This window comes from Sphaerochaeta sp. (assembly GCF_050178175.1).
GTDB lineage: Bacteria > Spirochaetota > Spirochaetia > Sphaerochaetales > Sphaerochaetaceae > Sphaerochaeta.
In genome coordinates this window covers 1-12,841 of record NZ_JBFXGH010000002.1, presented here as the reverse complement: position 1 = coordinate 12,841, position 12,841 = coordinate 1, and the positions used below count along the sequence as shown (strand labels likewise).

Here is a 12,841-nt window from a genome sequence, read left to right as displayed (position 1 = left end):
GTTATGAACCATTCTCTCTTTGCAACCCTTCCCACTGTGGAACAACGCTATCTCATGCAGCTTGATGAACGTTATCACTTCAGTTTCCAGCAGCAACGGCAACTTATTGAAAGCGCATGTGACCTTGCCATGTGGCAATTGGGTCCACTCGAGAAGTGGATAGATGAAGAGAAGGTGGCAAAACTGCAGGGGAAAGCCCAGGCAAAGGCCCTGGTTGCCGACCATCTGAATAAAATGCAGCAAGAGCGGGAGAAACCAACCAACTACCGGGATTTCAATCCTGATACGCGCCTTCCCGACAAGTTCCAGAGTCTTTTTGTCTCCTCTGACACCCTGATGGGAAGATGCCCTTGCCCGGTAGAGGGAGAGAAAACCCGTTGTTGCAATCTCAAGACCCTTGATGTTGTACAGCAGTGTGCGTTCGGTTGTTCCTACTGCTCGATTCAATCCTTTTACAACAGCCATGAGATAAAAGTGGTGGGGAATCTCGCAAAACGATTGCAGGAACTCAACCTTGATGAGGATACCTGGCATATCAGCACGGGGCAAAGCAGCGATTCCCTCCTTTGGGGCAATGACTATGGGACCCTCGATGCACTTTCCATCCTGGCTTCCCGTTATCCCAATCTCATCATTGAACTCAAGACAAAGAGCAAACGGAGTGATTATCTCAGCCTTGAGCTCCCACGCAATATTGTTTCCACATGGTCTCTCAATGCTCCAACGATCATCGAGAAAGAGGAACATTTGGCAGCTTCCCTCCAGGGACGGCTTGATGCGGCAAGAAGGGCAAGGGACAAGGGGAGAATCATAGGGTTCCATTTGCATCCCATGGTCTACTTCGACGGGTGGCAGGAGGAGTATGGTTCGCTCATTGAACAGGTAACAACCATGTTCCTGCCTGAAGAGTTGATGATGTTCTCACTCGGGACGCTTACATTCACCAAGGCAGTACTGAGACAACTCAGAACCGACCACTATCCAACCAGGGTACTGGACATGGCTCTCACTACAGCAGCGGGGAAATACTCCTATCCATTGGATACAAAGCAAGCGATGTTCTCATTTGCCTATGAGCAGTTCCCTTCTTCCTGGAAGCAAGGTTCTCCCTTTTTCTATCTCTGCATGGAGGACCCTTCGCTCTGGATGCCAACTTTTGGTTACTCATACCCCAGCGACAAGGCCTTTGAGGCAGCGATGAAAGCGTCCTACCAAGCATGTTTGGAAAGGAAGAGAGACAGGTTATAGCTTCAAATTTGTATTATGCCGCTGTTGACCAAACCATCTATACGAATAATACCCACTTTCCTGAGAAAATGGGCAGAGAAATTGCTGTTGCGGCAATCCTAGTCAAATTTCTTTTCAAACAAGTCCAAGGCCCTACCGGAAAGCGGGTTAGCTTCACCCTTGAGCATGGATTTGATTGCTTCCATCTCACTTTTACTGAACTGCTTCCCTCCAAGCTTATGCTCCTCGAATGCCTCGGTTGCGATCGGGCAGACCTTTCTCACCAGGTCAAGAATGGTCTGTGCGTAGATGCGGATTTCATATTGTGCATGGGCATCAAGGCGGAGCTGCAGGAAGTGGAACAGGTTATGGAGGTCCATCTGCCAGTACCATTCGGTGTAGAGGCTCAAGGGAAGATCGATCCGGCTGAGTTCCCTCGCGATACCCATATCCAGGAGTTTCTGGTAGGTATCATAGCTCCTTTTCTGGTCCTCGCTGAGAATGGCAAGTACCTTTTTTGCCATCTCTGGATCGACTGGCTCAGTGGTTCTTCCTTGCTTGTTGTCGTCGCTCTGGAAATTGATATGGGCAGGATCGGGCTGGTAGCATTCATCACTCATGACACTGTACCTTCCGCTGATCTCATTCACCCTGCCTGTACGGTGGCGGATCCACTGCCTGGCAACAAAAATCGGCATCTTTACATGGAAGGTGAAATTCACCTGTTCAAAGGGCGAGGTGTGGTCATTTCTCAGCAGGTAGTTGATCAAGCCCTTGTCCTGTCGGTAGGTCTTGGTACCACTTCCGTAGGAGACCCGTGCGCTCTGTACGATTCGCTCATCACTTCCCAGGTAGTCAACCAAGCGTACAAACCCATGATCAAGTACGGGGAACTCCTTATCCAAAATCTCTTCAGCAGCGCTGACGATGCAATGTGCCATAATGATAGTACTCCTTCCTGTTCCTGGAATATTGCCATGGTACAGGAATATCCCACTCTCGGCAACTTCTAGAGAAGCCCCATCCTTCCGAGCAGTACAGCCACCCCTGCACTGCAAGCTGTTTCAGTCCTCAGAATTCGCTTTCCCAGTGATGCAAACTGAAATCCATGTTCCCTGAAGAGCATTCGCTCCCTATCGCTGAACCCACGCTCTCCTCCAATGGCCAAGACAACAGGTTTCTTTTCCTCTATTTGAAACACTGAGAGCGGCATTCCCTCCCAGACATTGTCAAGGACAATCCTCTGGGTTTCTGGAGGAAGCTTGGTAATGGCATCCTCCAGTGAGGATGCGAACTGCAGTGAGCTTACCCCGCTCTGGCCACTTTGCATCGCGCCATCAATGAGGATGCTTTCATACTCCCCACTGGTGTAGAGATTGGCCTGTGCATAGGATTTCTCGGCAGTGTCGGTGGTACAAAGGATGAGGGAACCAACCCCGAGGCTGACAGCTTCCCTGAGAATCCTTCTCATGCTGATCGGCCTGACCTGGGCAACAATGAGTGTAACGGGATAGAGAGCGGATGCCTGCCCATCTTCTACTTCGTAGGTGAAGGAGATGGCATGCTCATCCATATTTGTGATGGTGGCCAACCCCTTGCTCTGGTTGATGACTCCCGCTTGGAAAGTATCACCTACGGCTAAATGAAGGATTTTCTTGATATGACGGGCCCTATGGTCTTTCATGGACAGTTCATTGGTCAGAGATAAGGTAGAAAAGAGGATGATGTTCATACAGGGCACTATAGCATAAGGGCTGGGAAAAACGGTAGACTGATGCCATGAAGAATGCAATCTACTTGGCGAAATCGCACGACTGCGCAGCCAATCTGGCAGGAGAGGCATACCTGATGAGTCTGCCTTATGAACATGTGTTGTATCTTTGGGTGAATGATCCCTGTATCGTCATCGGACGATACCAGAACCCGTTCAGTGAGTGCAACCTACACCGTATGGATGAGGAAGGAGTCCAGCTTGTGAGAAGGCAAAGTGGGGGTGGAGCGGTCTACCATGACCAGGGCAACCTCTGTTTTACCTTGATCGGGAACAAGGAACAGACCTCCAAGGAAGAGAACTTCGCTCTGATTCTCAAGGCACTTGCCTCTCTTTCTCTTGATTGCGAGCTCTCTGGCCGGAATGATATTCTTCTGAACGGGAAAAAGATCTCTGGCAATGCTTTCCAGACAACCGCTACCAAGTTCTGTCACCACGGGACACTGCTGATCAGCAGCGACTTGTCGGTAATGGGTAATTATCTTACCCCAAGCTCCACCAAACTGGCTTCCAAGGCAGTAAAATCCGTAGCATCCCGAGTTGGAAATCTTAAGGCAGGCAACCCAAGAATCACCAATGAGATGGTACAGGATGCGTTGATCGAGGCTTTCAAGGCAACCTACGGGGAGGCTGAGGTCCAGGAAATTGATTTTACCACCTTCCCTGCCGCACAGGAAAACTATCACCGGTTCGGGGACCGATCACAGATTCTCGAGCAGACGCCACAATTCAGCCACTCTTTCACCCATCGTTTCCCATGGGGTGAGGCTGATTTCAGGATACTGGTAGAAAAAGGTGTATTCAGTGACATTCTCATGTTCACAGACAGCCTAGATACCTCCATCGTAGATCGCATCAAAACACTCCTGGTCGGAGTTCCGTATGAGAAGAAAGCAGTAGAGGCGGTATTGGAAGAGTGTGAGCAGGACGATTGCTCCGACCTGCTCACCTATCTGCTAGATTCATTCTCTTCCTGATAATTCTATCAAGGCTCTGAGTCGGTCGACCCTCCATCCTTCCAGTTGGAGGGTTTCTGCTCTCCAGCTCCAGTTGCTTACCCCACAGGTGGAAGGGATGTTCATTCTTCCTTCAGCTCCAAGCTCCAGCCAATCCTGCAGGGGGAGAATGGCGTCCTTGGCATGAGAGAGCAGCATCTGCCTGATCAACTGCCAGACTATCTGGTCATCAGGACATTCAAGGTAACGCCGTACGGCATCCTTGGTTTGTCCATCCAAGCCGTCATACCACCCTCTGGAGGTATTGTTGTCATGGGTACCTGTATAAATGACACTGTTGCGCTCACAGTTGTGCGGAAGGTAGGCATTGCTTGCATCAAGCTTCCCGTTCTCAACCGAGAAGGCAAATTGAAGTATCTTCATACCCGGGAATCCATTGGAAAGCCTGAGTTCATCCACATCCTTGGTGATTACACCAAGATCTTCGGCAATGATGGGAAGGTCTTCCCCAAGATGTGCTTTCAGCGCAGAGAAGAACTCCTTGCCCGGCGATGGCTTCCAGGTGCCATTCATGGCAGTTTTCTCACCTTTGGGTACTTCCCAATAGGCAGCAAATCCTCGGAAGTGGTCAATCCTGATGATGTCACAGATCTCCAGGGTCTTCTCTATTCGCTTGATCCACCAGGAGAACTGTTGCTTTTGGTGGGCCCCCCAATCGTAGACAGGATTTCCCCACAGCTGTCCTTCATCAGAAAAGGCATCCGGCGGTACCCCGCTGGAGGCAGTCTGCCTGCCCTCTTCATCCATTTTCAACAACTCTCTGTTTGACCAGGCGTCCACACTGTCTGGGGCGACAAAGATGGGAATATCCCCGATGATCTCGATCCCTTTTTTGTTGGCATATCGCTTGACCTTTGCCCACTGTGTAAAGAAGAAGTACTGCTGTACCTGAATATTCTCGATTGCCTTTGCATGGTCCTTCTTGAGTTGTTGCAAAGTAGCCTCTTCCCGCAGTCTTACCTTCTTGGGCCAAATCTCAAACCAACGGGAATCGTTGTAGGTCCTGCAAAGCACCTGGTAGAGGGCATAGTCCTCCAGCCACCACTGGTTTTCCTGTACAAATTGCAGGTATGCTTCCCAATCTTTCTTTGCTGCCTCTCCAATAAAGGTTGCGGCAGCCTGTTCCAGGAGCGGTTCCTTATAGGCGCGTACGCTCCCATATTCTACCCGGTCTGGGGAAAACTCGGGATGGAAGAGCACATCCTCCACATCCAGATACCCCTCAAAGGCAAGTGTCCTGAGGTCGATCAGGAGTTCATTCCCGGCAAAGGTCGATCGGGCTGCATAAGGGCTGTCCCCATAGCCGGTAGGGCCTAGGGGAAGAATCTGCCAAAGACTTACCTTCGCTTGGGAGAGCAAGTCAATAAAGGTGAAAGCCTCATCACCCAGTGATCCGATTCCATGGGGTGAGGGAAATGATGTAGGGTGCATCAATACACCACAGCGTCGTATGTCATGTTTCATGCTTCAGACTATATAATATTCCTTTGCTGTTGGCTATCATGCAACAGGGAAGAGTTTGTTTTTGGGTGTTCTTGTTCTAACATGAAAAATAGGATATACTTGTGCTATGAATTCAGCCCAGGAAACAAAACAATTTGCCATCGGAGAACATGTAGTATATCCTCTCCAAGGCGTAGGCGTCATCAAGCGTGTTGAAGAACGAATGTTCAGAGGCGTCGCTACAATGTATTACGTGATCTACCTTGATATTTCCGATATGACGGTGATGATTCCTGTGGGAAAGTCTGAGGAGATGGGGATCAGGCCAATCGTAGGAGACAAAGAAGCGAAGCAGGCCATTGAATCCATTTCCAGCAAGTATGAACCTATGCCGGTAGATTGGAAAGTCCGGTATCAGATGAATGTGGATCTGCTTAGGCAGGGTTCCATCACGTCCATTGCGAAGGTGGTACAAGCACTCTATCATCGCAGCAAGATCAAGGAACTGCCGGTACAAGAGCGAAAACTCTATGATAATGCGCTTCGTTTGTTGATCGATGAGATCTCATTTGCCTTGAAAAAGGACAAAAAAGAGATTGAAATGCTTGTATTCTCCAAACTGGAGAAATAGTTCTATGCATTTTCCTCAACATGCAGTCATCGTGACCGCTGCCGGCAGCAGCGATCGTTTCAATGCGAACAAGCAACTTGGTGTCAAGAAGGAGTATCTCACCATCGATGGCCATACAGTGCTCTATCGTTCTGTTGCCCCATTTCTTGAAGTACCAGGGTGCCAGGTTATCATGGTAACCCATCCTGAAGGAATGGCTGACCAGTGTGCGGTTGCCCTGGAGGACCTGCTCCAACAGAATATGGTTCCCATCATACTCGTTCCAGGAGGAAGCGACCGACAAAAGTCGGTCTACAACGCCTTGAAGATGCTCTCTTCCATGGCCTTGGCCGTGGACTTTGTTGCAATCCATGATGGAGCTCGTTGTTTCCTTACTCCCGACCTGGTGATCAAGACACTTGCAACAGCTACAGTATTTCGAGGTGCAGTTCCTGCCCTGCCTGCTACCGATGCCCTGAAAATCATTGATGACAATGGAATTATCACCCACCACATAGACCGCACTCATGCTGTAGGGGTTCAGACTCCACAGATTTTCAAATACCCAGAGATCTGGGAAGCCCATCAGGCAGCAAAAGACAGTACCACTTCCTATGTGGATGATACACAGATCTTCACTGATTATGGACAGACAGTGGGTATTTGTGAAGGAACCCGGGAGAACAGGAAGATCACGTATATCGAGGATATTCCTGATGCTGAACAGCAGATAGAGGAGTACCTCCAGAACCTTGAGGAAGGCAAACGTAGCGCACTAGCTGCAAAAGCACTCCACCAAGCCATGGATGAGGTACAGAGGGAGAAGCAAACACTATGAGGATTGGCACTGGTTGGGATGTTCACAGCCTCGCAGAAGGAAGGAAATTCATCCTTGGTGGCATAGTCATTCCCAGTGAACAGGGGGAGGTTGCTCACAGCGATGGTGACGTCCTTGTCCATGCAATCATCGATGCAATCCTTGGAGCGTTGGCGAAAGGGGATATTGGGTCTCACTTCCCCGATACTGACCCAGCTTTCAAGGATGCTGACAGCCTGCAGTTGTTAACACATGTGCTGACGGAAGACCTCCCTCCCTACTCCATCGAGCATATTGATACCACGGTCATTGTCCAACGTCCCAAGCTTCGTGACCATATAGATGCAATCAGGGAGAATCTGGCGAAGACGATGCACCTCGAAATCAGCCAGGTTTCTGTCAAGGCGAAGACCGCCGAGGGAATTCTTGGTGAGCTTGGTACAGCGGAAGCGGTCATGGCCCAAGCAGTTGTCTTGATTTCCCAGAATCCTTGTTGACACAATCCAAACAAATATTCTATAGTTGCCCTGCGCCCAGATGGCGGAATTGGTAGACGCACTAGGTTCAGGTCCTAGCGGTCGTTAAGACTGTGCAAGTTCAAATCTTGTTCTGGGCAGAAAGGCAAACCTTTTACTATAAAGGGTTTGCTTTTTCTTTTGTTACAAGATGGCTACCTTACACCTTCAGCAAACCCCTGAATCCCCTGGATGCGTAGTAGGAATCAGCTCCGTTGTGATAGAGAAACACCCTATCGTAGCAACAGTCCCCATAGCACTGGGAGAGTGGGTGACCATTTGTCTCTAGAATGAAAGGTATCAATACCTCAGGGCAAGCCCTGAACCCAGGAGGCGTTGCCTCCTTTTCCGCCCCAAGGGATAGGGTATCTCACCCTGCTTTCCTTGCACTCGCTCGGGAGAAGAACCATCATGATGGTTCCTTTCCTCTCGCTCCGTTGGGAAATGAATCATCCAAAAGAATTGCATCAGGTCCACATGTTGATGTATTGACCACAATATAAGCTGAATATTAATTCAGTCTAACAATAGGTGCTATACCTGTACTGGAGGTTCCAATGAAACGAAGCATATTCCATCTTGGATTTTTCCTCTCCCCTCCCCTCTCATTCCTGTCATCCTATATCTGTACTCTGTAGGTGCGCTTGCCGACTCATATATTCAGTGTCAATCATATTTGGTGTCTACGCTTTCGTACTTGTCTGCAACCAGTTTTACTTGGCCTCACAACCGCCCTGGATAGTGTCTTTGCTGGGAGCCAAGCATGTCCGTACATTGCATGGAAGTTCTCCACTTGTAATCACAGCCCTTGTTCTACTGCATGCAGGACTCAAGCTTGCCAATGGATTCACCCTCTCCACTAGCCAGGCTCTGCTTGGACAGGTTGCTTTCATTCTGTTGTTTGTGGGGATAATCTCCGCATTGCTCTTCTTTTCCAACACCTTGCTGACCAAGCAAAAAAGGTTTGCACAAATAAGGGCAAGCACCTATGAGAAGACCGGACTCACCCACCAGAGGGTGAGAGCGATGCACAACCTTATGGTGGCGACAGGACTGGTGGTTCTGTTCCATGTACTGCAGGCATCCACCTCGTCTTTCTCCTACAACCTTATGGGGACGGCAATCCTCGTAACATGGATGGCCTTCACCCTTCTCTCGTATGCTGCATACCGTCTCAATGGGAGAAAATCAAGGAGATCACCATGAAAAACATCTTGCATTCCTTATACTATTGGTACTTTCCACTCTACCGCTGGCAGCCGGGATACTCCCGTTTTCCCAGAAGGATCCAGCAGTTGATGGAATTTTTGGCATCAATGAGTACCCCATGGAAGTGCAGCTCAACAATATGCGCATCGGATATGCCCTGTCCAGGGATTCCAGGCATCTGTACTTTATCCAGGATGCTCCCACCACAGGATGGGTCTCAATAGGTCTCGGTTCAAACAGGATGCATGGAGCGCATATCATTATTGGATTCGATGCCATTTCCAATCAAGTCATACGAGAAGATACCGGCCGTGGCCACGGCCACAGCCAATCCCAGAGGCAGATGCTTGTACAGAGCAAGATCAAGGAAACGGGAGGAAGGACCACCATGGAGTTTACAGTTCCTGCCTCACAGTTTGACTCGCTGAGAAATCTGAGCCTGATTGCAGCCTATGGCTCCAAGGATGATCTCAGGAGCAAGCATGTCAGTTATGACAGCCATACCATCAGCTTCCTAAGATAGGAAAATAGCATCCGCCACCGATAAAGACAACTTTCTTTTTCCTCCCTATTCGTTTAAAATACTATGCATATAGTCTCCAAGGATATCGTGCATGAAACGACTTGCCCTTACACTCAGTGCCCTGCTTCTCAGCCTTCCTCTCTTCGCCCAGAGTTTTTCATCTGCGCGTATGATACCTCTCTCCTCTCCCCTGTATGATGAGGTTGACTTGCTCTACCGGTTCGATGGGCTTGCCCTACCCTCGGCATCCAGGCCATGGAGCAGCGGAGAGGCAAAGCTGCTGCTGGAGAGAATTGCCAACACAACCCAGCACCGTGATCTGCTGGACCAAGCAACCCGGAGGATCGAGGATAAGCAGATGAAAGAGGTTTCCCCCACCTTCAGCTACCTCCTCTCCACTACGGTAAACCTGGAGGGGTACGCGCACAGTAATACCACTCGATTCACAACAGCGTATGACTGGGTCTACAGCGTCGATGAGCGAAAGCCGTTGTTCCGGTTCAGGATGGAGATGGGATACTCTAACAGGTTCTATTTCTCCACTTCTGTCGATATCGGTTCTTCAATGGCACATGACAATGATGACAACCAAGACTATATAGTCGACATTGGTGCATTGTTTACCGCAAGTGATGATGTTTTCTACCAAGCCGAGGCTTACAAGTTTACCAGCCAACTGATGAGCAACTTGCTTATCCCCGGTGACAAGGCCCTTGCTGACTGGCCCCAGGAGTCACAGTTCTCGCTATCAGGAAACTGGTGGTCGCTCACCACCGGCCGGGGAGCCTTGAACTGGGGACGGGGAGAGAGTGGGAATTTCGTGCTGGGCGACCATATTGCCAACCACAACCACCTCAAGGCAACCTTCTTCGCGGAGCAGGCTAAACTGGAGTTCCTCTATCTCTTCCTGCCAAACCCTATCGGCAAAGGGGAACAACGCATTTTCCTCGGACACCGAGGAGAAGCTCAGCTCAGCTCTTGGGCACGGATTGCGGTAACCGAGAATGTGATGTACCAGGGAGAGACCATACAAATAGCCTACCTCGATCCTACGTACATCTATCACAATCTGTATGATGCAAAACACCTGAACGCCATAGCCAGCATAGAGTTGGACATGACAATACTCCCGGCCTTGTCGCTGCATGGCCAGTTTGCCTTGGATCAGTTCCAGCTTCCCAACGAGACCGATACAAGCACGGCAAATGCACTTGCAGGATTGGTGAACCTCTCCTACAGCTGGCATCAAAGCGGATACTGGACCGCCAGTGCTGAGTTTGCGACCACTGCCCCTACATTCTACCGCAGAGACGGAATCGACTTTTTATTTGCCCGTGGACTCCACAATAACGGGCAGCCAATCCTCATAGACTACCTGGGGTACCAGTATGGATCGGACAGCCAGGCATTCGCGTTCAACCTTGCATACCACAGCCTCTCATCGTTCCGCGTGGAGTTCAACACCACCATCCTCAGGAAGGGACAGGTAACCTATCTCACCAGCCACCATGACCCACCGGATAATACAGAGGAGCCAAACATCAAGGGATTCGCCCCATCGGGGGATATCATCACTGAGTACCTGATTCTCGGTCTCAAGGGCATCTATGCAAGCGATTGGATGCAGGACCTGTCCTTCCATGGACAGGTGAACTGGATCGGGAGACGCACGTTTTCAAAGATTACAGGAGAGGAATCAGACCCCCACAGCGACCTTCAGCTCATCCTCGGATGCTCACTCACGTTCTGATTTTTACCACCTATCCAACTAGACAGGAGAGGATGGCATTGGATCAGTGAAAATTAGTCTGCTTATAAATTACCATGTAAAACTTCCCTTGTTACGTTCATACACGTGTTTATTATTTTAACAATTTTTACTTATATATTTATCACTTTTCTCATAAATATTGATAAATTTTAGTGTAATATACTGCTTTTCATACTTTTTTCATAAAAACTGTTTTGATATTTGGAAATTCATCCCGTGTGCTAAAGAAATAAGAGTTGTAGAAATAAAGCTTAATTCTGCTTAATCTTAAACTCAAAATGCATTCAGGAGGAATGAATGAAAAAAGTTCTGTTTACCCTATTGGTACTGGCTCTGGTAGCCATGCCGGTCATGGCCCAAGGAAGCAAGGAAGCTGCAAGTGGAGACGATTATAAGCTCGTATTGAAAATGAGCCACGTATTCGCACCCAATGAACAGCTGACAAAATCCCTCGACATTGTTGTCAAGAATATCAGCGATCGCACCAATGGTGCAATTGAGATACAGCACTACCCACAAAGCCAGCTGGCTGTCTACAAGGACGGAGTTGAGCAGGTTGCCCGTGGTGCAGACTTCATCAGCGTAGAGGACCCATCCTACCTTGGTGACTATGTTCCGGATTTCAACGCCTTGGTTGGACCTATGCTCTACAAGAGCTTTGACGAGTATGAGTACATGATCCAGACCGATCTGGTGAAAGGCATGCTGAAAGAACTGGAAGAGGAGCATAGGATCAAGGTGCTTGCTCTGGATTACATTTTCGGTTTCAGGAACATGAAGACCAACAAGGTCATTACCACCCCTTCTGATCTCCAGGGCATGAAAATCAGGACTCCTGGCAGCCAGTTGTTCATCGACACCATCAATGCAATGGGTGCAACCGCTACCCCGCTCGGGTTCAGCGAAACCCTCAGTGCAGTACAGCAGGGTGTTGTTGACGGCCTGGAAGGCACCATGGATGCGTATGGATCCAACGGCAGTGCTGAAGTTGCCAAGAACATGGCATTTACCCAGCATTTCCTAGGGACCTGTGGCGTATACATCAATGCTGATGTCTTCAACGCAATTCCTGAAGAGTATCAGGCCATTATCCAGGAAGAGTTCACTGCTGGTGCCCAGCACATGATCAGTGAGATCTCCAACAACTATGAGGCCACAAAAGCCAGACTCGAGGCTCAAGGCAACAAGTTCAACGAAGTTGACTCTGCTGCATTCGCCGCTACCGTTACCAGCGTCTATGAGAACATGAAGGGTGTCACTCCTGGCATCTATCAGATTCTGCAGGACGAATTGGCCAAGATGCCCAAGTAAGTGTATCTGTCCTATACAGGTCGAGGATTGTCGGTGTATGCTACAAAACACTGGTCGTCTTCGACCTGTACTTTATGTTCAAGGAGAACGTGATCAATGCACAAAGCCGTAAAGAAAGTGTTATCCAACCTTGAGCTCATCATCGCCAGTGCTGCTATCATTGTCACCACTGTCTTGGTCATGCTCAATGTCTTCACGCGCTACTTCCTGAAAACCGGTATTTACTGGTCAGAGGAAGTTGCGACCGCCTGCTTTGTATGGTCGGTCTTCATAGGCGCTGCTGCAGGGTACAAGCATCGAGTCCATGTAGGAGTCGACATGCTGGTCAATCTCTGCCCTCCCAAAACAAAGAAAACCATCACCATCATCGTTGATCTCGTCCTTTTGTTGATCAACGGATATATAACCTATATCGCAGTCATTTATATCTCGCTCTCCTATAAGAAACCCACACCGGTACTGGGCATTTCGACTGCATACATCAGTTCGTCAATTCTCGTCAGCTTTGCTCTGACCACCATCTATTCAATCTATTTTCTGGTCAAGGATATCAAACAACCTACACAAGGAGGTACCACATGATTGCCTATCTTCCCATCATCCTGGTATTCATCCTGTACTTCTCAAG

At 49.1% G+C, this 12,841-nt stretch carries 14 protein-coding genes and 1 tRNA gene; 11 read left to right on the top strand and 4 right to left on the bottom strand.

Annotated features, from left to right (window positions below; all coding sequences use genetic code 11):
* Positions 1–3: 3 nt before the first annotated feature.
* The gene (locus tag AB7S66_RS00410) at positions 4–1,248 is read left to right on the top strand and encodes an SPL family radical SAM protein (RefSeq protein WP_428517405.1); all 1,245 of its coding nucleotides are present in this window, start codon (positions 4–6) and stop codon (positions 1,246–1,248) included.
* Positions 1,249–1,346: 98 nt separating this feature from the next.
* On the opposite strand, the gene thyX is transcribed toward AB7S66_RS00410, so the two are convergent.
* Both thyX and AB7S66_RS00400 read right to left on the bottom strand, forming a co-directional pair.
* Entirely contained in the window at positions 1,347–2,168 is an 822-nt protein-coding gene (thyX, locus tag AB7S66_RS00405; protein ID WP_428517404.1) for an FAD-dependent thymidylate synthase, read from the bottom strand.
* A gap of 68 nt (positions 2,169–2,236) precedes the next feature.
* Positions 2,237–2,959 (bottom strand): 16S rRNA (uracil(1498)-N(3))-methyltransferase, encoded by a 723-nt coding sequence (locus tag AB7S66_RS00400; RefSeq protein WP_428517403.1) that lies wholly within the window; start codon positions 2,957–2,959, stop codon positions 2,237–2,239.
* Between the two features lie 47 nt (positions 2,960–3,006).
* On the opposite strand from AB7S66_RS00400, the gene AB7S66_RS00395 reads away from it, so the two are divergent.
* Positions 3,007–3,975: a lipoate--protein ligase gene (locus AB7S66_RS00395; RefSeq protein WP_428517402.1), complete on the top strand. Its 969-nt coding sequence runs from the start codon at positions 3,007–3,009 to the stop codon at positions 3,973–3,975.
* On the opposite strand, the gene malQ is transcribed toward AB7S66_RS00395, so the two are convergent.
* Positions 3,961–5,478, bottom strand: a complete 1,518-nt coding sequence (gene malQ / locus AB7S66_RS00390; protein ID WP_428517401.1) for a 4-alpha-glucanotransferase — start codon at positions 5,476–5,478, stop codon at positions 3,961–3,963. The genes AB7S66_RS00395 and malQ overlap by 15 nt on opposite strands.
* Positions 5,479–5,584: 106 nt before the next feature.
* On the opposite strand from malQ, the gene AB7S66_RS00385 reads away from it, so the two are divergent.
* The 4 genes from AB7S66_RS00385 to AB7S66_RS00370 all read left to right on the top strand — a co-directional run bounded on the left by AB7S66_RS00385 (position 5,585) and on the right by AB7S66_RS00370 (position 7,500).
* The gene (locus AB7S66_RS00385; protein WP_428517400.1) at positions 5,585–6,088 is read left to right on the top strand and encodes a CarD family transcriptional regulator; all 504 of its coding nucleotides are present in this window, start codon (positions 5,585–5,587) and stop codon (positions 6,086–6,088) included.
* Positions 6,089–6,092: 4 nt separating this feature from the next.
* Positions 6,093–6,905, top strand: a complete 813-nt coding sequence (locus tag AB7S66_RS00380; RefSeq protein WP_428517399.1) for an IspD/TarI family cytidylyltransferase — start codon at positions 6,093–6,095, stop codon at positions 6,903–6,905.
* Positions 6,902–7,381, top strand: coding sequence for a 2-C-methyl-D-erythritol 2,4-cyclodiphosphate synthase (ispF, locus tag AB7S66_RS00375; RefSeq protein WP_428517398.1), 480 nt, complete (start codon positions 6,902–6,904; stop codon positions 7,379–7,381). Before AB7S66_RS00380 ends, ispF begins: the two co-directional genes overlap by 4 nt.
* Before the next feature lie 34 nt (positions 7,382–7,415).
* A tRNA-Leu gene (locus tag AB7S66_RS00370) sits at positions 7,416–7,500 on the top strand.
* A gap of 59 nt (positions 7,501–7,559) precedes the next feature.
* Here AB7S66_RS00370 and AB7S66_RS00365 read toward each other — a convergent pair.
* Complete coding sequence (locus AB7S66_RS00365; protein WP_428517397.1) at positions 7,560–7,703, bottom strand: DUF4256 domain-containing protein; 144 nt, start codon at positions 7,701–7,703, stop codon at positions 7,560–7,562.
* A 443-nt stretch (positions 7,704–8,146) separates the two neighbouring features.
* Between AB7S66_RS00365 and AB7S66_RS00360 the strand changes: the two genes are divergently transcribed.
* From AB7S66_RS00360 to AB7S66_RS00340, 5 genes are all read left to right on the top strand, one after another.
* The gene (locus AB7S66_RS00360; RefSeq protein ID WP_428517396.1) at positions 8,147–8,605 is read left to right on the top strand and encodes a hypothetical protein; all 459 of its coding nucleotides are present in this window, start codon (positions 8,147–8,149) and stop codon (positions 8,603–8,605) included.
* Positions 8,577–9,131, top strand: coding sequence for a DOMON domain-containing protein (locus AB7S66_RS00355; protein WP_428517395.1), 555 nt, complete (start codon positions 8,577–8,579; stop codon positions 9,129–9,131). Before AB7S66_RS00360 ends, AB7S66_RS00355 begins: the two co-directional genes overlap by 29 nt.
* 91 nt (positions 9,132–9,222) lie before the next feature.
* A complete protein-coding gene (locus AB7S66_RS00350; RefSeq protein WP_428517394.1) occupies positions 9,223–10,881 on the top strand; it encodes a hypothetical protein in 1,659 nt (552 codons plus the stop codon).
* Between the two features lie 318 nt (positions 10,882–11,199).
* Positions 11,200–12,213 (top strand): C4-dicarboxylate TRAP transporter substrate-binding protein, encoded by a 1,014-nt coding sequence (locus AB7S66_RS00345; protein ID WP_428517393.1) that lies wholly within the window; start codon positions 11,200–11,202, stop codon positions 12,211–12,213.
* A gap of 96 nt (positions 12,214–12,309) precedes the next feature.
* A complete protein-coding gene (locus AB7S66_RS00340) occupies positions 12,310–12,795 on the top strand; it encodes a TRAP transporter small permease (RefSeq protein WP_428517392.1) in 486 nt (161 codons plus the stop codon).
* Positions 12,796–12,841: the final 46 nt, after the last annotated feature.

What these genes read in the sequence shown, in the direction of transcription:
- ispF (WP_428517398.1), top strand. Translation starts at nt 6,902, where the DNA reads ATGAGGATTGGCACTGGTTGGGATGTTCACAGCCTCGCAGAAGGAAGG.
- AB7S66_RS00350 (WP_428517394.1), top strand. Translation starts at nt 9,223, where the DNA reads ATGAAACGACTTGCCCTTACACTCAGTGCCCTGCTTCTCAGCCTTCCT.
- AB7S66_RS00410 (WP_428517405.1), top strand. Translation starts at nt 4, where the DNA reads ATGAACCATTCTCTCTTTGCAACCCTTCCCACTGTGGAACAACGCTAT.
- thyX (WP_428517404.1), bottom strand. Translation starts at nt 2,168, where the DNA reads ATGGCACATTGCATCGTCAGCGCTGCTGAAGAGATTTTGGATAAGGAG.
- AB7S66_RS00380 (WP_428517399.1), top strand. Translation starts at nt 6,093, where the DNA reads ATGCATTTTCCTCAACATGCAGTCATCGTGACCGCTGCCGGCAGCAGC.
- AB7S66_RS00340 (WP_428517392.1), top strand. Translation starts at nt 12,310, where the DNA reads ATGCACAAAGCCGTAAAGAAAGTGTTATCCAACCTTGAGCTCATCATC.
- AB7S66_RS00385 (WP_428517400.1), top strand. Translation starts at nt 5,585, where the DNA reads ATGAATTCAGCCCAGGAAACAAAACAATTTGCCATCGGAGAACATGTA.
- malQ (WP_428517401.1), bottom strand. Translation starts at nt 5,478, where the DNA reads ATGAAACATGACATACGACGCTGTGGTGTATTGATGCACCCTACATCA.
- AB7S66_RS00400 (WP_428517403.1), bottom strand. Translation starts at nt 2,959, where the DNA reads ATGAACATCATCCTCTTTTCTACCTTATCTCTGACCAATGAACTGTCC.
- AB7S66_RS00345 (WP_428517393.1), top strand. Translation starts at nt 11,200, where the DNA reads ATGAAAAAAGTTCTGTTTACCCTATTGGTACTGGCTCTGGTAGCCATG.
- AB7S66_RS00395 (WP_428517402.1), top strand. Translation starts at nt 3,007, where the DNA reads ATGAAGAATGCAATCTACTTGGCGAAATCGCACGACTGCGCAGCCAAT.
- AB7S66_RS00355 (WP_428517395.1), top strand. Translation starts at nt 8,577, where the DNA reads ATGGGAGAAAATCAAGGAGATCACCATGAAAAACATCTTGCATTCCTT.